This is a genomic window from Pseudomonadota bacterium (assembly GCA_016195085.1).
Classification (GTDB): Bacteria; Pseudomonadota; Alphaproteobacteria; order SHVZ01; family SHVZ01; genus JACQAG01.
Window position 1 is genome coordinate 1 of the sequence record JACQAG010000073.1, and the last position, 20,630, is coordinate 20,630.

At 68.9% G+C, this 20,630-nt stretch carries 18 protein-coding genes and 1 riboswitch; of the genes, 13 read left to right on the forward strand and 5 right to left on the reverse strand.

Annotated features, from left to right (window positions below; translation table 11 throughout):
- Nucleotides 1–219: 219 nt before the first annotated feature.
- Nucleotides 220–1,191, reverse strand: a complete 972-nt coding sequence (locus HY058_20075; GenBank protein MBI3499599.1) for a phosphoribosylaminoimidazolesuccinocarboxamide synthase — start codon at nt 1,189–1,191, stop codon at nt 220–222.
- A 72-nt stretch (nt 1,192–1,263) separates the two neighbouring features.
- Between HY058_20075 and HY058_20080 the strand changes: the two genes are divergently transcribed.
- The 7 genes from HY058_20080 to HY058_20110 all read left to right on the forward strand — a co-directional run bounded on the left by HY058_20080 (nt 1,264) and on the right by HY058_20110 (nt 10,282).
- Nucleotides 1,264–1,656 (forward strand): RidA family protein, encoded by a 393-nt coding sequence (locus tag HY058_20080; protein ID MBI3499600.1) that lies wholly within the window; start codon nt 1,264–1,266, stop codon nt 1,654–1,656.
- Between the two features lie 90 nt (nt 1,657–1,746).
- A riboswitch (cobalamin riboswitch) is annotated at nt 1,747–1,896 on the forward strand.
- Between the two features lie 49 nt (nt 1,897–1,945).
- A complete protein-coding gene (gene cobU / locus HY058_20085; protein MBI3499601.1) occupies nt 1,946–2,533 on the forward strand; it encodes a bifunctional adenosylcobinamide kinase/adenosylcobinamide-phosphate guanylyltransferase in 588 nt (195 codons plus the stop codon).
- Nucleotides 2,530–3,558 (forward strand): cobalamin biosynthesis protein CobW, encoded by a 1,029-nt coding sequence (gene cobW / locus HY058_20090; GenBank protein MBI3499602.1) that lies wholly within the window; start codon nt 2,530–2,532, stop codon nt 3,556–3,558. Before cobU ends, cobW begins: the two co-directional genes overlap by 4 nt.
- 184 nt (nt 3,559–3,742) lie before the next feature.
- Nucleotides 3,743–7,501, forward strand: a complete 3,759-nt coding sequence (cobN, locus tag HY058_20095; protein MBI3499603.1) for a cobaltochelatase subunit CobN — start codon at nt 3,743–3,745, stop codon at nt 7,499–7,501.
- Nucleotides 7,498–8,115, forward strand: a complete 618-nt coding sequence (cobO, locus tag HY058_20100; protein MBI3499604.1) for a cob(I)yrinic acid a,c-diamide adenosyltransferase — start codon at nt 7,498–7,500, stop codon at nt 8,113–8,115. The genes cobN and cobO overlap by 4 nt, the downstream gene beginning before the upstream one ends.
- Before the next feature lie 15 nt (nt 8,116–8,130).
- A complete protein-coding gene (locus tag HY058_20105; protein ID MBI3499605.1) occupies nt 8,131–8,793 on the forward strand; it encodes a lipid-binding SYLF domain-containing protein in 663 nt (220 codons plus the stop codon).
- 37 nt (nt 8,794–8,830) lie between these two features.
- Entirely contained in the window at nt 8,831–10,282 is a 1,452-nt protein-coding gene (locus HY058_20110; GenBank protein ID MBI3499606.1) for a cobyric acid synthase, read from the forward strand.
- 4 nt (nt 10,283–10,286) lie between these two features.
- Here the strand turns inward: HY058_20110 and cobD are convergent, their stop codons facing one another.
- Nucleotides 10,287–11,282 carry a cobalamin biosynthesis protein CobD gene (gene cobD, locus HY058_20115; GenBank protein ID MBI3499607.1) on the reverse strand — a complete coding sequence of 332 codons (996 nt, stop codon included), beginning with the start codon at nt 11,280–11,282 and terminating at the stop codon, nt 10,287–10,289.
- Nucleotides 11,283–11,362: 80 nt separating this feature from the next.
- Between cobD and HY058_20120 the strand changes: the two genes are divergently transcribed.
- Genes HY058_20120 through cobM form a run of 6 tightly spaced genes read left to right on the forward strand, consistent with a single transcriptional unit; the run spans nt 11,363 to nt 17,778 of the window.
- Nucleotides 11,363–12,352 (forward strand): sirohydrochlorin chelatase, encoded by a 990-nt coding sequence (locus HY058_20120; protein MBI3499608.1) that lies wholly within the window; start codon nt 11,363–11,365, stop codon nt 12,350–12,352.
- Between the two features lie 5 nt (nt 12,353–12,357).
- Complete coding sequence (locus tag HY058_20125) at nt 12,358–13,110, forward strand: precorrin-8X methylmutase (protein MBI3499609.1); 753 nt, start codon at nt 12,358–12,360, stop codon at nt 13,108–13,110.
- Nucleotides 13,107–14,312 (forward strand): precorrin-6y C5,15-methyltransferase (decarboxylating) subunit CbiE, encoded by a 1,206-nt coding sequence (gene cbiE / locus HY058_20130; protein MBI3499610.1) that lies wholly within the window; start codon nt 13,107–13,109, stop codon nt 14,310–14,312. Before HY058_20125 ends, cbiE begins: the two co-directional genes overlap by 4 nt.
- Nucleotides 14,291–15,013, forward strand: a complete 723-nt coding sequence (cobI, locus tag HY058_20135) for a precorrin-2 C(20)-methyltransferase (protein MBI3499611.1) — start codon at nt 14,291–14,293, stop codon at nt 15,011–15,013. Before cbiE ends, cobI begins: the two co-directional genes overlap by 22 nt.
- Nucleotides 15,010–16,998 (forward strand): precorrin-3B C(17)-methyltransferase, encoded by a 1,989-nt coding sequence (gene cobJ / locus HY058_20140; GenBank protein ID MBI3499612.1) that lies wholly within the window; start codon nt 15,010–15,012, stop codon nt 16,996–16,998. Before cobI ends, cobJ begins: the two co-directional genes overlap by 4 nt.
- 21 nt (nt 16,999–17,019) lie before the next feature.
- Entirely contained in the window at nt 17,020–17,778 is a 759-nt protein-coding gene (gene cobM / locus HY058_20145) for a precorrin-4 C(11)-methyltransferase (protein MBI3499613.1), read from the forward strand.
- On the opposite strand, the gene HY058_20150 is transcribed toward cobM, so the two are convergent.
- The 3 genes from HY058_20150 to HY058_20160 are packed head-to-tail and all read right to left on the reverse strand — an operon-like array spanning nt 17,762 to nt 20,394.
- Nucleotides 17,762–18,529 carry a cobalt-precorrin-6A reductase gene (locus HY058_20150; protein MBI3499614.1) on the reverse strand — a complete coding sequence of 256 codons (768 nt, stop codon included), beginning with the start codon at nt 18,527–18,529 and terminating at the stop codon, nt 17,762–17,764. The genes cobM and HY058_20150 overlap by 17 nt on opposite strands.
- Complete coding sequence (locus HY058_20155) at nt 18,516–19,601, reverse strand: cobalt-precorrin-5B (C(1))-methyltransferase (GenBank protein ID MBI3499615.1); 1,086 nt, start codon at nt 19,599–19,601, stop codon at nt 18,516–18,518. The genes HY058_20150 and HY058_20155 overlap by 14 nt, the downstream gene beginning before the upstream one ends.
- A gap of 58 nt (nt 19,602–19,659) precedes the next feature.
- Entirely contained in the window at nt 19,660–20,394 is a 735-nt protein-coding gene (locus tag HY058_20160) for a class I SAM-dependent methyltransferase (protein ID MBI3499616.1), read from the reverse strand.
- Between the last annotated feature and the right edge of the window lie 236 nt (nt 20,395–20,630).

The window sequence follows — 20,630 nt, forward strand, 5'->3', positions numbered from 1 at the left end:
CGCTGCGGATGGCGGTCGAGCGACGGGACGCTTGATTGCAGGTCATCGATCCCTCCTTGCAAAGTGTGTTCGACAACCCTTTGCTAGCGCATCAGGCCGCCATCCACACCCTCATAGGATCTTGACCCGCGCATCCACGTGGCGCCGCTTGCACAACGGATGACGTGGATTGCCGGGACAAGCCCGGCAATGACGACTCGAGTTTGCGGGTAGTTTCGGTCAGAAATACCGCGCTAGGTTCCGGCGAATCCGCTCAAGCGGCTTCTCGGTCGTATCCGGCGGCACGAATTCTCGGCCGGTGATGGTCTCGAAGGCGCGCACATAGACCTCTGCAGTTTCGAAGATGATCTCGGCCGGGATCTCCGGAATGGGGTCCTTGTAGGGATCGCAGCGCTGGACCACCCAATTGCGCACGAAGTCCTTATCGAAGCTCTCCGGCCGCTCACCCCGATCGAAGCGGCGTTGGTAACTGGTCTCGAACCAGTAGCGGCTGCTGTCGGAGGTGTGGATCTCGTCGGCGAGCACGATCTTGCCATCGGGATCGAGGCCGAACTCGTATTTGGTGTCCGCCAGGATGAGCCCGCGTTTGGCCGCGACCTCCTGTCCCAGGGCGAAGAGCGCCAGCGCGTAGGCGGACACGCTTTGCCACTGGGTCTTCGTCATCAGCCCGCGACCGAGGATCGCCGCTTCGGTCAAGGGCTCGTCATGGCCGCCATCGGCGGCCTTGGTGGTGGGGGTGATGATCGGCCGCGGCAGCTTCTGGTTGGGTCGCATGCCGTCGGCGAGGCGGATCCCGTACATCTCCCGCAGGCCCGCCTTGTACATGGTCAGGATCGAGGTAGCGGTGGTGCCGGCGAGGTAGTCGCGAACCACGATCTCCACCGGCAGGATGGCGAGCCGTCTTCCCACCACCACATTGGGGTCGGGATAATCGAGGACATGGTTCGGGCAGAGATCGGCCGTGGCCTCGAACCAGAAGCGCGCCATCTGGGTCAGCACCTGGCCCTTGAAGGGAATGACGGCGAGCGCCCGGTCGAAGGCGCTCAAGCGGTCGGTGGCGATGATGATTCGTCGCCCGTCCGGCAGATCGTAATTGTCCCTGACCTTGCCCCGGTAGTGCTTGGGCAGCTCGGCGATGGTCGCCTCGCTCAGCACCTGATGCGCCTGCGCCCGCAAGCCCGCCATGTCCATCCGCTTTGACCCCTGACACTATGACCGGTCCCCCGAGCCTATGCGCAGGCCAGACCAGAAGGAAAGGTATCGATGCCGAAGCAAACCTTGATTCCCGAGAATCTCAGCTTCCAGCCACGGCCGAGCTATCCCTATTCGCCCGGCACCAAAGCCGGCGGCTTCGTCTTCACTGCCGGACAGATCGCTTGGGATGCATCGGGTAAGCTCGTCGGCTTGGGTGATATTCGCGCCCAGACCCGCCAGACCTTGGCCAATGTCGTCTCGATTCTGGCGAAGGGCGGGGCCACGCCGGCCGATGTGCTGAAATGCAACGTCTACCTCGCCGACATGCGCTACTTCAGCCAGATGAACGAAGAATTCCGGAAAATCTTCCCCAGGGACCCGCCGGCGCGCACCACGGTCGAGGCGCGGCTGGCCGAACCGGAGATGCTGGTGGAGATCGAGGCGGTGGCCTTCGTCGGCTGATCTCTGCGGTCGGCATGGGCCTGCGGCCGCAGGGGCCGGCGAAGCTGGCGCGTCCGCCGCCGGCCATGCTAGCTTTGCCGTGCTGTCGCGACAGGGAAGTTCGGTGACGCGGTTCGTCCGCCAGGCCGGCGCTGCCCCCGCAACTGTAACGGGCGAGATCGCGCATCGCTCAAGACCACTGGTCCGTGAGACGGGCTGGGAAGGTCGATGGGCGATCTGGGACCCCGAGCCAGGAGACCTCCGCGACGGCGCCCTTCGGGACTTGGTCCTCGGGTGGAGGATGGTACCCATGACTGACGCGTCTGCCGTCGGCTCCCTTGGCCGGCGATCGGCACCGAAACTCACGCTGGTTCTGGGCGGCGCCCGCTCGGGCAAGAGCGCCTATGCCGAGGGCTTGGCCCTCGAGATGGCGGCCGGGGGCCGGATCACCTACATCGCCACCGCCGAGGCGGGCGACGAGGAGATGGCCGAGCGCATCCGCCGCCATCGCGCCCGTCGCGATTCGGCCTGGAAGACCGTCGAGGAGCCGCTCGGCCTTCCGGCCGCACTCGCCCGCCATGGCCGCTCGGGTGGGCCCGTCATCGTCGACTGCCTCACTCTCTGGCTCTCCAACCTCATGGGTGCCGGCCGCGACGTCGCCGCCGCCACCGCGGCCTTGTTGCAGACCCTGGCCGGGCTTGCCGGGCCGATCATTCTCATCACCAACGAGGTCGGCCAGGGGATCGTGCCGGAGAACAAGCTCGCCCGCGAATTCCGCGATCTGGCCGGCCTCGCCAACCAGCGCCTGGCGGCGGCAGCCGATCGGGTGGTGCTGGTGGTGGCCGGTCTGCCCGTCATCCTCAAGGAGGCGGCCGTGACCGCCGGAGCCAATCGATGAAGCCGCGTCTGCCCACCACCATCGTCACCGGCTTTCTCGGCGCCGGCAAGACCAGCCTCATCCGCAATCTCATCGCGACATCCGAGGGCAGGCGGCTCGCCTTCGTCATCAACGAATTCGGCGAGCTCGGCATCGACCGCGAGCTGCTCTTGGGCTGCGGGCTCGCCGGCTGCGAGGACGACGACATCGTCGAGCTGGCGAATGGCTGCATCTGCTGCACCGTCGCCGACGATTTCCTGCCGACGATGGCCAAGCTCATCGAGCGCGCGGATCCGCCCGATCACATCGTGATCGAGACCTCCGGCCTGGCCTTGCCGAAGCCGCTCATCCAGGCCTTCAACTGGCCCGAGGTGAAGAGCCGGACCACGGTCGACGGGGTGGTGGCGGTGATCGATGCCGCCGCCGTCGCCGCCGGGCGGTTTGCCAGCGACCCCGCGGCCTTGGCCAAGCAGCGGGCGGAGGATCCCGCACTCGATCACGACAACCCCTTGGAAGAGGTGTTCGAGGATCAGCTGCGCGCCGCCGATGTGGTGGTGCTGAACAAGACGGACCTCATCGAGGCGGCCGCGCTCGCTCGGGTGCGCGCGCAGGTCGCCGCCGCGGTCGGCCCCTGCGTCAAGATCCTGGAGGCGGCCCATGGCGCGCTCAGCGCGCGGTACCTCCTCGGTCTCGATGCCGCCGCCGAGGACGATCTGGCATCGCGTCCTTCGCATCACGACCTCGAAGGCGAGCACGACCACGAGGATTTCGAGAGCTTCGTCGTCGGCCTGCCGCCGATCGACGATCTCCCGGCCTTGGAATCCCGGCTGCGCGCAGCGGTTGCCGCCCACGACATCCTCCGGGTGAAGGGCTTTCTCGCCGTTCCCGGCAAGGATCTCCGGCATGTGCTGCAAGGGGTGGGCATGCGCTTCCAGGGCTACTTCGATCGTCCCTGGCATGCGGGCGAGCCCCGCGTGGGCGAGCTGGTGGTGATCGGCCTCAAGGGCCTCGACCGCGACGCCATCGCCCGGCAGATCCGCGGCTGATGGCGACGCCCCTGATGTCGGCATTTGCAAATTATTTAAGTCGTCATGCCCGGGCTTGTCCCGGGCATCCACGTGGCACCGCTGCACCGCCGAAGACGTGGATGCCCGGGACAAGCCCGGGCATGACGAAGTGTATTCTGGGAGCGCGGCGTCGGGGCGTTTCTACTCGAGGCAGGGCCTAGCCATGCACCTCTTGGCAACCGAGCCCGGCCAGATCGATAGCGGTGCTGCCGCGGTCGATCTCGCCCAGAGCCCGGGCGAGATCGTCTTTCTCTCCGCCGCCGACAGCGAGATCGCCTGCCTCGCCGCGGCAGCCCGCTTGCTGGGCCCGGAGCAGAGTCTGCCCTCGCTCCGGCTCGCCAATCTCATGCGCCTCCGGCACAACCTCTCGGTCGATCTCTATGTCGACAAGATCGTGCAGCACGCGCGGCTGGTCGTCGTCCGGCTGTTGGGCGGCCGCGGCTATTGGCCTTACGGCGTCGAACGCATCGCCGCTATTTGCCGCCAGCGCGGCATAAAACTGGCATTACTCCCCGGAGACGACCGGGCCGATCCGGACCTGGCGGAATTGTCGACCCTGCCTCTCGATGCCGCAGAGCGCCTCTGGCGCTACGGCATCGAGGGCGGCCTCGCCAATGCCAAGGCCTGGCTCCTCTATGCCGCCTCGCTCATCGGCGGGGAGCTGCCCTGGCGCGAGCCGATCCCGCTCATGCGCGCCGGTCTCTACTGGCCGGGCTTGGCGGCGCCCGATCTTGCCGTCCTTCGCGGCCAGTGGCAGGACCAGGCGCCGGTCGCCGCACTGGTCTTCTACCGGGCCTTGGTGCAGGCCGGAAACCTCGCCGCCATCGACGCGCTCCTCGATAGGCTGGCGGCGGCGGGCCTCAACCCGCTGCCGATCTTCGTCGCCTCGCTCAAGGACCGGCAGTCGGCCACCATGCTCCGCCACCTCATCCAGCAGGTGCCGCCCGCTATCGTGCTGAACGCCACCGGCTTCGCCGTCTCCGATCCGGGCGGCGTCCATCACCCCGGGCCGTTCGCCGAGGCGGATTGCCCGGTCCTGCAGGTGGTCCTCTCCGGTTCGAGCGAGGCCGCCTGGCGCACCGAGACCCGCGGTCTCTCGCCCGCCGACATCGCCATGAACGTCGCCCTCCCCGAGGTCGATGGCCGTATTCTGGCCGGTGCGGTCTCCTTCAAGGCGCCGCCCCGGCGCTGCGATCTGACCCAAGCCGAGATCGTGGAATACGCGGCGGTCGCCGATCGCGTCCGCTTCGTGGCGACGCTGGCCGCCGCCTGGGTCCGCCTCAAGCGGACGGCGCCGGCCGAGCGCCGCATCGCCGTGGTGCTCGCCAACTACCCCAACCGCGATGCCCGCATCGGCAACGGCGTCGGACTCGATACGCCGCAATCGACCACGGTGGTGCTGGCCGCCCTCGAGGACGCCGGCTACCGCGTCCAGCGCCGGCCCGCCGACGGCAGGGCGCTGATCGAGCGGTTGCTGGCCGGGCCGACCAATGCGGCCGGCTCGGCTCAAAGGCCGGCGGCGATCATGCTGCCGCTCAAACGTTACCTCGCGTTTCTGCAGGGTCTGACGCCCGAGCTCAAGCGCGCGGTCTTGGATCGCTGGGGGGCGCCCGAAGCCGATCCGTTCTTCCGCAAGACCGGCTTCGCCCTGCCGATTTTGGATCTCGGCAACGTCGTCGTCGGCGTGCAGCCGGCGCGCGGCTACAACATCGATCCTGCCGGCAGCTACCACGATCCGGCCCTGGTGCCGCCCCATGGCTATCTCGCCTTCTATGCCTGGCTGCGTCACAGCTTCGATGCGCATGCGCTGGTGCATCTGGGCAAGCACGGAAACCTCGAATGGCTGCCGGGCAAATCGGTGGCGCTTTCCGGCTCCTGCTGGCCGGAAGCGGCGCTTGGCGCGCTGCCGCATCTCTATCCCTTCATCGTCAATGATCCGGGCGAGGGGACGCAAGCCAAGCGCCGCGCCCAGGCGGTCATCATCGATCATCTGACGCCGCCCTTGACCCGGGCCGGCAGCTACGGCGCCTTGGCCGAGCTCGAGGGCCTCATCGACGAGTACTACGAAGCCGCTTCCCTCGATCCCCGGCGTCTGCAGCCGCTGTCGCGCCAGATCCGCGATCTCAGCCAGCAAAGCGGCCTCGCCGGCGATTGCGGCATCGCCGCCACCATGCCCGAGGCCGAGGCTTTGCAGCTTCTCGATCGCCATCTCTGCGAGCTGAAGGAGCTGCAGATCCGCGACGGCCTGCATGTCTTCGGCCGCGCGCCCGAGGGCGGGCTCCTGAGCAATCTCCTGGTGGCGCTGGCGCGAGCACCGCGAGGGTCGGGAGCGGGCGATGCCTCGCTGATCCGCGCGCTCGCCGAGGATCTCGCCCTCGGCTTCGATCCACTGGCCGCCGATCTCAGCCTCGCCTGGACGGGGCCGCATCCGGCCTGCCTCGACGACGGCGGCCCCTGGCGGATCGCGGGCGATACGGTCGAGCGTCTGGAGCATCTGGCCCATGAGCTTGTCGTCGGACGGTCTACACCCGCCGCCGACTGGCAACGGACCCGCGCCGTGCTGGCGACGGTCGAGACCGTGCTTCGCCCGGCGGTCATGCGCTCGGGCGCCGCCGAGCTCGAAGGGCTGCTGCGCGGTCTCGACGGCGGCTTCGTGCCGCCGGGACCCTCGGGTGCCCCCACCCGCGGCCGCCCGGAGGTGCTGCCCACCGGCCGCAACTTCTATTCCGTCGACACCCGCGCGGTGCCGACTCCGGCGGCGTGGCTCTTGGGCTGGAAGTCGGCGAGTCTTCTGCTCGAGCGCCACGCCCAGGAGCATGGCTCCTATCCCAAGCGCGTCGCCCTTTCGGCCTGGGGCACCGCCAATATGCGCACCGGCGGCGATGACATCGCGCAGGCCCTCGCGCTCATCGGCGCGCGTCCGACCTGGGATCAGGCCTCGCGGCGGGTGACCGGATTCGAGATCCTGCCGGTTGGCGTTCTCGGCCGGCCGCGCGTCGATGTGACCTTGCGCGTCTCCGGTCTGTTTCGCGACGCCTTCCCCGGCCTCATCGATCTCGTCGACTCCGCCGTCCGCGCCGTCGCGGCACTTACCGAACCGGAATCCGACAATCCGCTGGCCCGGCAAGTCGCCGAGGACGAAGTGCGGCTGGCGGAAGGCGGCCTCACGCGGGAGGAGGCGCGCCGGCGGGCGAGCTGGCGGGTGTTCGGCTCGATGCCGGGAGCCTACGGCGCCGGGCTGCAGGCGCTGATCGACGAGGGCGGCTGGCAGACGCAAGGCGATCTGGCCGAGAGCTACCTCGCCTGGGGCGGCTGGGCCTATGGCGCCGGTGCGGGCGGGATCGCCGCCCGCGACCGCTTCGAGGCGCGGCTCGCCCAGGTGGACGCGGTCCTGCACAACCAGGACAACCGTGAGCATGATCTCCTGGACAGCGACGACTATTACCAGTTCGAAGGCGGGCTCGCCGCCGCCGTCACCCATCTCGCCGGCCGGCGGCCGGCGATCTACCACAACGATCACGCCCGGCCGGAGACGCCGCAGATTCGCACCCTCGAGGAAGAGATCGCCCGCATCGTCCGCGGCCGTGCGGTCAATCCGAAGTGGATCGAGGGCGTGATGCGCCACGGCTACAAGGGCGCAGCCGAGATCGCGGCCACGGTCGACTACCTCTTCGCCTTCGCCGCCACCACCGGCGCGGTGCGGCCGCACCACTTCGATCTCGTCTACGAGGCCTACCTCGCCGACGATAAGGTTCGCTCTTTCCTTGCTCTGGCCAATCCCGATGCGCTCGCCGACATCGCCTCGCGGCTGGCCGAGGCGGAGGCGCGCGGCCTCTGGCGTCCCCGCGGCAACCGCGTGCATGTCGAGCTAGGCGAGCTTACGCGGGGGCCGCGGGATCGGGCCGGGGAAGTGGCGGCATGAACGCCGAGGAAGAGGCCGAGCTCAATCGCCGCCACGCCTTCAAGATGGCCAAGCGCAAGGCGTTTCGGGAGAAACTGCTGGCGACCAAGACCGAGGAGCGCGGCCTCGTCATCGTCCATACCGGCAAGGGCAAGGGCAAATCGACTGCGGCCTTCGGCCTGGTTATGCGCGCCTTGGGCCACGGCATGCGGGTGGGGGTGGTGCAGTTCGTCAAGGGTGCGTGGAGCACCGGGGAGCGCCTGGTGCTCGAGCGCTTCCCGGATCTGGTGAGTCTCCGCACGATGGGCGAAGGCTTCACCTGGGAAACCCAGGACCGGGCCCGCGACATCGCCGCGGCGGAGAGCGCCTGGGCGGCGGCGAAGACGATGATCGCCGATCCGAGCTATCGTCTGATCGTGCTGGACGAGCTCAACATCGTGCTCCGCTACGACTATCTGCCGCTGGCCGACGTGCTGGCGACGCTGCGGACCAAGCCGCCGGGCTTGCACGTGGTGATCACCGGGCGCAACGCCAAACCCGCGCTGGTTGAACTCGCCGATCTGGTTACTGAAATGACCCTCATCAAGCATCCGTTCCAAGCCGGCGTGAAGGCACAGCCGGGGATCGAATTCTAGAGAAGGAGAAGACCGATGATACGTCTTGTGACCCTCCTCGTTGCGTTGGTTCTCGGCGCCTCGCCCGCGCGAGCGATCAACGACGCGGAGCTGCTGGTCGACAAGGCCAAGGGCGCCGTCGAAGCCGTCTTGAGCGAACCGAACTACAGCTCGGTGCGCGAGCGCGTGCAGAACGCCTGGGGCGTGCTGATCATACCGCAGCTGGTCAAGGCCGGCTTCTTCCTCGGCGGCGAAGGCGGCATGGGCGTGCTCTTGGCGCAAAATCCCCGCGGCACCTGGTCGAGCCCGGCCTTCTACACGGTTGCCGCCGGCTCGATCGGCTTGCAGTTCGGCGTGCAGTCGCAGGAGATGCTGTTCGTGGTGGTGACTGAGAAGGGGATGAATTCTCTGCTCTCGACTCAGGTCAAGCTCGGTGGCGACGTCAGCATCGCTGTCGGCCCGATGGGTGCCGGCCTTGCGGCTTCGACCGTCGGCAGCCCCGGCGCCGACATCCTGGCTTACGCGAAGTCGGTCGGTCTCTTTGGCGGGGCTTCGCTCGAAGGCGCGGTGATCAAACCCTCGGAAAGCTACAACGAGATGTATTACGGGCAGAAGGTGAGCCCGCGGGAGATCCTGATCGATCGCCGGGTGCACAATCCCCAAGCCGACAGTCTCAAGACCGCGCTTGGACCGAAATAACCGCATCGGGCGCCGGCGCGGCCGCGTGCCGGCGCTGATGATCCAGGGCACCGGCTCGGACATCGGCAAGTCGCTGCTGGTGGCGGGCTTGGCGCGCGCCTATACGCGAATGGGCTTGAGCGTGCGCCCGTTCAAGCCGCAGAACATGTCGAACAATGCCGCGGTGACGGCCGAAGGCGGCGAGATCGGCCGCGCCCAGGCGCTCCAGGCCAGGGCCTGCGGCGTCAAGCCGGTGGCCGACATGAATCCCGTTTTGCTGAAGCCGGAAAGCGAGCGGGGCGCGCAAGTGGTCGTGCAGGGCCGGGTCGCCGGCCGCGCCAGCGCCTTGGATTATCACCAGCTGAAGCCGAGCCTGATGCCGCGCGTGCTCGAGAGCTTCGGCCGACTCGCCGCCGAGGCGGATCTGGTCCTGGTCGAAGGCGCGGGCAGCCCGGCGGAAGTCAATCTGAGAGAAGCCGACATCGCCAATATGGGCTTCGCCGAAGCCGCCGATCTGCCGGTCCTCCTGGTGGCCGACATCGATCGCGGCGGCGCGATCGCCAGCCTCGTCGGCACCCATGCGCTCTTGTCGGCCTCGGAGCGCTACCGCCTCAAGGGCTACCTCATCAACAAGTTTCGCGGCGATCCCGCCCTCTTCGAGCCGGCGCTCGCCATCATCGCCGAGCGCATCGGACTTTCCTGCCTCGGCATCGTGCCTTGGTTCGCCGAGGCCGGGCTGCTTCCGGCCGAGGATGCGATGGCGCTCGAGCGCCCTCTTGCTCCCGCCGTCGCGCGGCCGATCAAGGTCGCGGTGCCGCGGCTGGCGCGCATCGCCAATTTCGACGATCTCGATCCGCTCCGCGGCGAGACGGACGTTTCGGTCGAGATCGTGCCGCCGGGCAAGCCCTTGCCGGAGGATGCCACGCTGGTGCTGCTGCCCGGCAGCAAGGCGACCCTCGCCGATCTTCGCCAGCTTCGCGCCGAAGGCTGGGACATCGACATCCTGGCGCATCATCGCCGCGGCGGCCGCATCCTTGGCCTCTGCGCGGGCTACCAGATGCTGGGACGGAGCGTCTCCGATCCCGACGGCATCGAGGGGAGTGCGGGCACCGTGGCCGGGCTCGGTCTCTTGGATGTCGAGACGGTGCTCACGTCCGAGAAGACCTTGGTCGAAACCAGGGGCCGCCATCTCGCGACCGGGACTTGGGTCGCCGGCTATGAGATGCATCTCGGCCGGACCGAGGGGCCGGGTCGGCAGCGCCCTGCCCTCATGCTGGGCGATCGGCCGGAGGGTGCCTGCTCGGACGATGGCCTCATCGAAGGCTGCTATCTCCACGGCATCTTCGCCGCCGACGCGTTCCGCCAGGCTTTCCTCGCGCGCCTCCGCAACGGGCGCCTTCAGGGCGAAGCCTATGAGGCGCGCATCGAGTCCATCCTCGACCACCTGGCCGATCATCTCGCGGCCTCGATCGATCTCGCCCGCGTGCTGGAGATCGCCCGTGCGCGCTAAAGCGCTAGTCCAGGTACAAGGCGGCCGTCAGCAGGGCCGCGACCAGGCCCGCATCGATCAGGCAGGCGATGACATAGAGGTTGAGCGCCCGGCGAATGTCCTGATGGGTGGCGCGCGCCCGACCGCCGCCGATCCAAGGATCGTTCACCACCAGCTCCGGATAGCGTCTGGGCCCGGCAAGCGCCAACCCGAGCGCGCCCGCCATCGCCGCTTCCGGCCATCCGGCATTGACCGAGCGGTGGCTGCCGGCGTCGCGCCCCATGGTGGCGAGCGCCGCCAGCGGTCTGGCGCCGGGAGCGAAGAGGGCGGCCGAGGCGATGATCAGGCCGGACAGCCTCGCCGGCACGAGGTTGAGCGCGTCATCCAGGCGCGCGGCCGCCTTGCCGAAATGCTCGTAGCGGGGCGAGCGGTGGCCGATCATGCTGTCCAGCGTGTTTGCGGTCTTGTAGAGGAAGAGGCCGGGAAGCCCGAAGACCGCCGTCCACAAGACCGGCGCCACCACGCCGTCGGAGAAATTCTCGGCCAAGGATTCGATCGCCGCCCGCGCCACCCCGTGCTCGTCCAGCTGGTTCGGATCGCGGCCGACGATGCGCGATACCTGGATCCGCGCCGCCGCCAACCCATCCTCGGCAAGCGCCCGGCGTACCGCTTCGACATGGTCGTAGAGGCTGCGCTGGGCCACCAGCGTCACCATCAGGAAGAGGGCGACGATGAGGCCGAGCTTGCTGCGGGTAGAGAGCCATTGCAGCCCCAGGCCGAGGGCGACGGCCGCACCGGTCAGGATCGCCGCCGTCGCCACGCCGCGCCAGAAGCGGTCGCGCTCGCCCCGTGTGATGCGGTTGAGGCGCCGGTCGAACCAGCCGATGGTATTGCCGATCAGCACCACCGGATGCGGGACATAGCGGAAGAGGAAGGGCAGCTCGCCCACATAGGCATCGATCGCCAGCGCGAGCAGGAGGAGGCCCAGAATTTCGACCCCGTGCCCGCCGATGCCGATCATGGATGGACCATGCCCGGCCCGATCTTGGACGTCAACGAAATGACCCATCCGACAATCAAAGCGAAAGAAAGACCGTGACCATGGATGAGACCGCCGTTTTCGTTTGCGGCCATGGCAGCCGCGATCCCGATGCGATCCGAGAGTTCGAGCTGGTCGCCAAGGGCATTCGTCAGCGCCTGCCGCATTACGACGTCGAAACCGGATATCTCGAATTCGCGCGGCCGATCATCCATGAAGGCTTGAAGAAGCTGGTGGACCGCGGCGCCAAGCACATCCTGGCCCTGCCCGGCATGCTGTTCGCGGCTGCCCATGTCAAGAACGACCTCCCCTGGGAATTGAACAGCTTCGTCGCCGCCAATCCCGGCATCCGCATCGCCTTCGGGCGCGAGCTGGCGATCGAGCCGAAATTGCTGCGGGCATCGGCCGAGCGCATCGCTGCTTCCATCGCCGGTGCCAAAGGTGCCGTCTCGCTTCAGGACAGCCTGCTGGTCGTAGTCGGCAGAGGCACCAACGACCCCGATGCGAACTCCAACGTCGCCAAGGTCACGCGCATGCTGTGGGAAGGCATGGGCTTCGGCTGGGCCGAGACCGCCTATTCCGGCGTGGCGCATCCGCGCGTCGATGAAGCGCTCGAACGGGCGGTGCGCTTGGGCTTTCGCCGCATCATCGTCTTTCCCTACTTCCTGTTCACCGGCATCCTGGTCAAGCGCATCTACTCCCAGACCGACGCGGTGGCCGAGCGCCATCCCGAGATCGAGTTCGTGAAGGCGGGCTATCTCAAGGATCACGCGTTGGTGCTGGACAGCTTCGCCGACCGGGTCGAAGAGATCCTCGCCGGCGACAACCGCATGAACTGCCAGCTCTGCAAATACCGCGAGCAGCTCGTCGGCTACGAGGCCGAGCTGGGCGCCCGCCAGGAAGGCCATCACCACCATGTGCGTGGGCTCGGCACCGATGCCGAGCCCGGCCACGCGCTCCATCGCCATGGCAACGGCCATGGTCATCATCATGGCGATGGATATGATCACCATCATCACCATCACCACGGGCCGAACGACAAGGCGCGCTGATGCGGATGCGTACGAGACCCCCCTCCCTATCCCTCCCCCTCAAGGGGGGAGGGGATAAGAATGAGCACGAACATCCTTCCCCCTCCCCCCTTGAGGGGGAGGGTCGGGGAGGGGGGTGCCGGCGAGCGGACTATCTTCGCGACCCCGATGAGATCATGCGGCGGTCTTTCGCCATCCTGCGCCAGGAAACGGATGTCTCGAAGCTCGCGCCCGATCTGGCCGAGGTGGCGCTTCGCCTGGTGCACGCCTCGGGCATGCCCGACATCGTCGCCGATCTTCGGGCCAGTCCCGATGCGGCAAGGCGCGGCCGCGAGGCCTTGGCCGCCGGCCGGCCGATCCTCTGCGATGCGGAGATGACGGCGGCGGGCGTCACCCGCAGGCACCTCCCTGCTGGCAATCGCGTGGTAGTGAGCTTGGGCGACCTCCATGTGCCGGAGCTGGCCCAGCGCCACCGCACCACGCGATCGGCGGCCGCCGTGGAGCTTTGGCGCCCCTACCTGGCGGGATCCGTGGTCGCCATCGGCAACGCGCCGACGGCGCTGTTTCATCTGCTCGAAATGCTCGCGGACGGCGCGCCGCCGCCGGCGCTGATCCTGGGTTTCCCCGTCGGTTTCGTCGGCGCGGCGGAGAGCAAGGCGGCGCTGGCTGAGAATACTAGCGGGCTCGGCTTCATCACTCTCCTCGGGCGCCGCGGCGGCAGTGCGATGGCGGCGGCGGCGGTGAATGCGCTGGCGCTAGGCGCCAAGGCGGCGTCATGACGCCCTGGCTCTCCGTGGTCGGCATCGGCGAGGATGGGCTCGACGGCTTGAGCCCGTCGGCCCGCGCGCTGGTGGGCTCCGCCGAAGTGCTGGTGGGCGGCGAGCGTCATCTGGCGCTGGTACCCGGGATCGGTATCGAGCGGCTGACCTGGCAGCGCCCGCTCTCCGGCACCGTGGAGGCGATCAAGGCGCGCGCCGGCAAGCGCGTCACCGTGCTCGCCTCCGGAGATCCGCTTTGCTACGGCATCGGGGTCACGCTTGCCCGGCATTTCGACGCCGCCGACATGGTGATGATCCCGGCACCGGGGGCGGTCAGTCTCGCCGCCGCGCGGCTCAGCTGGCCGATCGCCGAGATCGACGTGGTCACGCTGCACGGTAGGCCGCTCTCCTTGCTTGCGGCCTGGCTCCGCCCGGGAGCCCGCCTGATTGCGCTCAGCGAAGATGGCGGCACGCCTGAAGCGGTCGCGCGCTTTCTGGCCGAGCACGGCTTTGGGCCCAGCACCATCACCGTGTTGGAGCATTTAGGCGGGCCGAAGGAGCGGCGCCTGGAGGCGAGTGCCGCCGATTGGCGCCATGGTGACATTGCCGATCTCAACACCATTGCCATCGACTGCCGCGCGGCACCCGGTGCCGCCTGGCTGCCGCGCGTCCCTGGCCTTCCCGACGAAGCCTATGCCCATGACGGCCAGCTCACCAAGCGCGAGGTGCGCGCGGCGACGCTCGCCCTCTTGGCGCCGCGGCCTCGCGGCCTGCTCTGGGACGTTGGTGCCGGCGCTGGCTCGATTGCGATCGAATGGCTCCGAGCGGAGCCCACCGCGGAAGCGATCGCCATCGAGCGGGATCGTGAGCGTGCTAGCCGCATCGCTCAGAATGCGAGCGCGCTCGGCGTGCCGCGGCTGAGGGTCGTCGAGGGCACGGCGCCGGGGGCGCTCGCCGGTCTGGCCGCACCGGATGCGGTCTTCCTCGGCGGCGGGCTCGCCGAAGAGGGGCTGATCGAGGCGTGCTGGGCCGCCCTCAATCCGGGCGGCACTCTCGTCGCCAATGCGGTGACGGTCGAGGGCGAGGCAGTGCTCTTCCGCCACCACGCGCTCCGCGGCGGCGGGCTCAGCCGCATCGCGATCGCCCGTGCCGAGCCGGTCGGCGGCTTTTCCGGCTGGCGGCCGCTGATGCCGGTCACCCAATGGGTGGCCTCGAAGCGGTGAGCGGCCGGGTCTATGGCATTGGGATCGGTCCCGGCGACCCCGATCTCATCACCGTGAAGGCGCTGAAGCGATTGCAGGCCGCAGCGGTGATCGTCTATCCCGCCCTCGAGGATGGCGACAGCCTGGCGCGCGCCATCGTGGCCTGCCATCTCCCCGGCGGCCAGCGCGAGATCGTCATCCGCGTGCCGATGCTGGCGGAGCGCTTTCCTGCCCAGGAGGTCTACGACCATGCCGCCCTGGAGATCGGCCGCGAGCTGGAAGCCGGATGCGACGTCGCCGTGCTCTGCCAGGGCGATCCGTTCTTCTACGGCTCTTTCATGTATCTCTTCGGCCGGCTCGCCCAGCGCTTCCCGGTCGAAGTGATCCCCGGCGTCTCCTCGCTGACTGCGTCGGCTGCCGTGCTGGGGGCACCCTTGGCGGCGCGCAACGACGTGCTGACCGTCATCCCGGCGCCGCTGCCGGAGGCGGAGCTCGAGCGCCGCCTCGCCGCGACCGACGCTGCGGCGATCATCAAGGTCGGACGGCATCTGGAGAAGGTGCGTCGGGTCCTGTCGCGGCTGGGGCTGATCGACCGCTGCCGCTATGTCGAGCACGCCACCATGCAAAACCAGCGCATCCTCGCTCTTGGCGATGTGACGGTGGGCGAAGCGCCGTATTTTTCCATGGTGCTGGTGCATGCGCGGGGCGAAGCGTGGCGATGACGCCTCCCGGTCGGGCCGTCGCGCTCGTGGCGCTCAGCGCCGCCGGCGGCATCCTCGCGCGCCGGTTGCAGCTGGTCTTGCCGGGAAGCCGCGTGCATGGACTTGCCGGCCGCATCCTATCGGCCGATGCCAGCTTCGCCGATGTCGGCGCGCATCTGCGCCACCTCTTCGCCGAAGGCACGCCGATCGTCGGCTGCTGCGCGGCCGGCATCCTCATTCGTGCGCTGGCACCCTTGCTCAAGGACAAGTCCGCGGAACCGCCGGTGGTCGCGGTCGCCGAGGATGGGAGTGCGGTCGTGCCGCTTCTGGGCGGCCATCACGGCGCCAACGGGCTCGCGCGCCGCATCGCCGATGCGCTCGGAATCGAACCGGCGATCACCACCGCGGGTGAGCTCGGCCTCGGCCTCGCCCTCGAGGATCCGCCGCCGGGCTGGCGCATCGAAGATGCAAAGGGCGTGAAGACGGTCGCTGCGGCACTTCTCGCGGGCGAACCGGTGGAGCTCCACGTCGAGGCGGGCGATGCCGGCTGGCTCACCGATGCCGCCGTTTCTTTTGCGGGCGGCAGCGCCGCGGCGGCAATGCCGCTTTCGATCCGGGTCAGCGACCGGGCCAGCGCCACCGCGAGCCTCGTGCTGCGCCCGCCGAGCCTGGCACTCGGTGTCGGCTGCGAGCGCGATGCTTCTCCCGATGAGCTGGCGCGCCTGGTGGAGACGAGTTTGACGGCGGCGGATCTGGCCTCCGCCTCAATCGCCTGCGTCGCCTCGATTGAGCTCAAGGCGGACGAGCCTGCCGTGCTGGAGCTGGCGCGGCACCTCGGCGTGCCGGCCCGCTTCTTCACCGCCCTCGAGCTGGAAGCGATGACCCCGCGCCTTGTCAATCCATCCGAAGTGGTGTTTCGCGAGACCGGCTGCCATGGCGTGGCCGAAGGTGCAGCACTCGCCGCCGCCGGCGCGGGCGCCGCCCTCCTCGTCGAGAAGACCAAGTCCGAGCGCTGCACCATGGCGCTGGCCCGGGCTGCCGGCGACATCCAAGCCGGTGCGGTCGGGCGCAAGCGGGGTGAGCTCGCCATCGTCGGGATCGGCCCGGGGAGCGAGGCCTGGCGCTCGCCGGAGGTGGCCGAAGCGCTGGCCGCCGCCGAGGCGCTGGTCGGCTATGGCCTCTATCTCGATCTACTCGGGCCCATGGCCGCCGGTCGGCCGCACTATCGCAGTGCCCTTGGCGCCGAGAGCGAGCGGGCGCGCCAAGCGCTGGATCTGGCCGCCGCCGGCTCCCGCGTGGCGCTGGTGTCTTCCGGCGATGCCGGCATCTATGGCTTGGCCGCTCTCGTCTTCGAGCTTCTGGATCAGGAGAACCGGCCGGAGTGGAACCGCATCGCGGTCAGGGTGATGCCGGGCATCTCCGCTTTGCAGGCGGCCGCCGCGCGGGTGGGGGCACCACTCGGCCATGATTTCGCCGCCGTCTCGCTCTCCGACCTGATGACGCCCTGGCCCGCCATCGAGCGCCGGCTGGCGGCGGCAGCGTCCGGCGACTTCGTGCTGGCCCTCTACAATCCGCGCTCGGAGCGGCGCCGGCACCAGCTCGATCGCGCCCGCGACATTCTCTTGGCGCACCGCGCTCCCGACACGCCGGTGGTGCTGGCGCGCAATCTCGGGCGCGCGGGCGAGCGCGTTCAAACAATCCGCCTCGCCGATCTCAACGCCGACGCCGTCGACATGCTGACCCTGGTCATCATCGGCAGCAGCACCACCCGCCGCCTCGAACGCGGACGGCGCGGTTGGGTCTACACGCCAAGGGGATACGCTGATAAGGGTTCTGGCGGATCGAATGCACGCATCGAGACCCCTCACCCTGGCCCTCTCTCCGGGGTGGGATTTGGGAGGGGTGAGGATCACCCCTCCCCGACCCTCCCTGGGGGAGAGGGGACCGGAGTCCGAGTCGTGTTCCCTCTCCCACCGGGAGAGGGCCAGGGTGAGGGGTCGTCGTAGAACGATGGCTCGTACTCGCCCATGACCGTGCATTTCATCGGCGCCGGGCCGGGCGCACCCGACCTCATCACGGTGCGTGGCCTGGCGCTGATCCGCAAGGCGCCGGTCGTGCTCTATGCCGGCTCGCTGGTGCCGCAAGCGGTGGTGGCGGAAGCGCCTGAGGGCGCGCGGGTCGTCGACACCGCACCGCTCACCTTGGACGAGATCGTCGCCGAAATGGCAGCCGCGCACCGGGCCAAGCTCGACGTGGCGCGCGTCCATTCCGGCGATCCCTCGCTCTATGGCGCGATCGCTGAGCAGATGCGCCGGCTGGACCGGCTCGCCATCCCCTATGACGTGACCCCGGGTGTCACCGCCTACGCCGCCGCCGCCGCCGCGCTCAGATGCGAGCTCACACTCCCCGGCGTCACGCAAACGATCATCTTGACGCGGACCGCGGTGCGCGCCTCGCCGATGCCGGCGGGTGAGGAGCTGGAGCGCCTGGCCCAATCGGGCGCCACCTTGGCGATCCATCTCTCGATCAACAATATCGCCCGGGTGGTGCGCGCGCTCACCCCTGGCTACGGCGCGGACTGCCCGGTGGTGGTCGCCTACCGGGTGAGCTGGCCCGATGAGCGTCTCATCCGCGGCACCCTCGCCAGCATCCGTGCCTCGGTGAAGCAGGCCGGCATCACCCGCACCGCGCTCATCCTGGTGGGCCGCGTGCTGGCAAGCGCCGACTTCGAGGACAGCCGGCTCTATGCCGCCGAGCACAGCCATGTGCTCAGGAAACGGCGCTGAGAGCCTGCTCGATCCAGGCGATCGCCTCGGCGATCGAGTCCACCCGCTCGCCCGGCTCCGGCGGCGGCCGGCGTACCATGACCACCGGCAGGTTCGCCTCCCGCGCCGCTTCGATCTTGGCGTAGGTCGCTGGTCCGCCCGAGGCCTTGGCCACCAGCGCGTCGATTTGGTGCCGGCGGATGAGCGCGCGCTCCGCGGGCAGGCTGAACGGACCGCGGCCCAGAATCAATTCATGGGGCCCGAGCGGCAGCGGCGCGGCGGGTGCCTCCACCAGCCGCACCAGAAACCAGATACCGGGCATGTCGGCGAAGGCGTCGAGCTCGCCGGCACCGACGGTGAGCCAAATGCGCTGGCCGACCCTGGGCAGGACCTTGGCGGCGGCGGCGATATCGCCGACTTCGATCCAGCGATCGAGCGGATGCCGGGGCCAAGGAGGACGCGCCAGCACCAGCCGCTTGGATCCGGTCGCAGCGGTCGCCTCGGCCGCATTAGCCGAGATCTGCCGGGCGAAGGGATGGGTTGCGTCGATGACGAGGTCGATTGCCTCCTGCCTGAGATAGCGGGCAAGCCCGTCGGCGCCGCCGAAGCCGCCGATGCGAACCCCACCCTGGGGAATGGCGGGCCGTCCCGTTCGCCCCGCCAGCGAGGAGATGACGGCAAGCCCGGCGCCGAAACGCTGGACCGCTTCGGCGGCGAGCTCGGCGGCTTCCGCGGTGCCGCCCAGGATGAGGAGACGCTTAGGCGCGGGCATGGCCGATGAGCCGACCGGCCCGGTCGAAGATGGCGACGTCGACCGCGGTGCTGCCGGCCAAGGTCGCCAGCGCCACTTCCCGGGCCCGGCGGGCGACGAGCTCGGCCAAGGGCAGGCCCGCTTGATCGGCCAACTCCAGCACGGCACCCGCCGATGCGGCACCCCTGGCGCGATCGGCCAGCCCCGGCGCCGCGCCGAGGCCGAGGAGATCCCGGGCGAGCGCCTCCAGGTCGACGCGGCTGGCACCGGAATGCAGATCGAGGTGGCCGGCGGCCAGCTTCACCAGCTTGCCGAAGCCGCCGGCGATGGTCAGGTGCTGGACCGGGTGGCGGCGGAGATATTTGAGCATGCCGCCGGCGAAGTCGCCCATGTCGATGAGCGCCATCTCCGGGAGCTGATGGAGCTTCCGCACCGCAGCCTCGGAGCTGCGGCCGGTGGCGCCGGCCAGATGAGTCAGCCCCGCGGCCCGAGCCACGTCGATGCCGCTGTGGATGGCGTGGATCCAGGAGGCGCAGGAATAGGGGATGACCACGCCGGTCGTGCCCAGGACGGAGAGGCCGCCCTGGATGCCGAGCCTGGCGTTCATTGTCTTCTTGGCGAGCTCGACGCCGCCCGGGATCGCGATGGTGATGGTGACGTCGGTCGAACCACCCAAGAGCGCGGCCGCCTCGCCGATCGCCTGGCGCAGCATCGCCCGCGGGCCCGGATTGATCGCGGGCTCGCCCGGCGGCACCGGCAGGCCGGCCAGCGTCACCATGCCCACACCCTCGCCGGCGGCAAAGCCGATGCCGCTGCCGGCCGTGGCCCAGGCGACGGTGCTGACGATGGTGGCGCCGTGGGTCACATCCGGATCGTCGCCGGCATCCTTGATGACGCCGGCGGTGGCGCGATCGGAGTCGCGCTGTCGCCGGATGAGCGCGAAGCTCGGCCGCTCGCCGCCGGGCAGCGTGATCGTTACCGTGTCGGGGAACCGCCCGGTAACCAGCGCCTCATAGGCGCCTCGTGCGGCGGCGGTGGCGCAGGCCCCGGTGGTCCAACCCCGGCGCAGTGTCCCTTCGGGCTTGCGGCTCATGGCGGCGGAGTCTAGCCCAGCCACCTCGGCGCGTCAGGCAAGGGATTGCTGAAGGGCGCTATCGTTCAGCCACGGCGATGATCTCCGGCGAGCGCGGTTGAAACGGCACAGCGCTCCAGTCGCCGAACCAGCGGACGGTGGTGAATCCTGCCGCCGTCAGGTGCCGGGCGACGTCTTGCTGCGCCAGAAATCTGAGCACGCTGCGGCCTTTGCGCGTTCTGCCATCGGCAAATTCGTAGTGCGTATCGAAGGCAATCAAGTCCGCCTCATGGGAGACGAGCTGATAATGGACGATGACGTTGCCCCAGGGCTCGACGTGAACCACTTCCCGCGAGGTATCGGACGTCCACGTCTCCCACTCTCGGACGAGCGGATTGCGGGTCTCGAACGCCAGCCGTCCTTGAGGGGCGAGATGCTGCAACGCTGAACGAAGAACCCCGCGGACATCGTCATCGGTCAAGAAGACCTGGAAGACGTGGCCCGACATGACAATCAGGTCGAAGTGCCGCCCAAGCTCCAAATCGCGCGCATCGGCTTCAACCCAACGAACCAGGGCGCCGCCGTCCCGACGGCGGGCGACGGCAAGCATGCCGGGAGCCGGATCGATGCCGGTGACGGCGTGGCCGGCCAGTGCCGCTTGGGCGGCAAACTGTCCCGTCCCGCAACCGAGATCGAGCACCTGCGCCGGTCCGGCACCGGCAAGCGACAAGTAGAATCGCTGGTCGTCCCGATCGGTATTCAGCGCGTCGTAAAGCGCCGCCAATTCCGCATCGGCATAGATTTCATCGGGCATCGCGCCCCGCATAGGGTGAGTCGCATTCACCGCTTTTAGTCGTCATGGCCGGGCTTGACCCGGCCATCCACGTCTTCCGTTGTGCAGGCGGCGCTACGTGGATGCCCGGATCAAGTCCACGGCTGTCCGGTTTAGTTTTTGTAGACAGGGCGCATGACGTTGATTCATCTGCGTCTGGAACGTCTGGCAACGTTTCTGAACACGGAAGGGACCAACGTCATGCGCCACCAGAATAG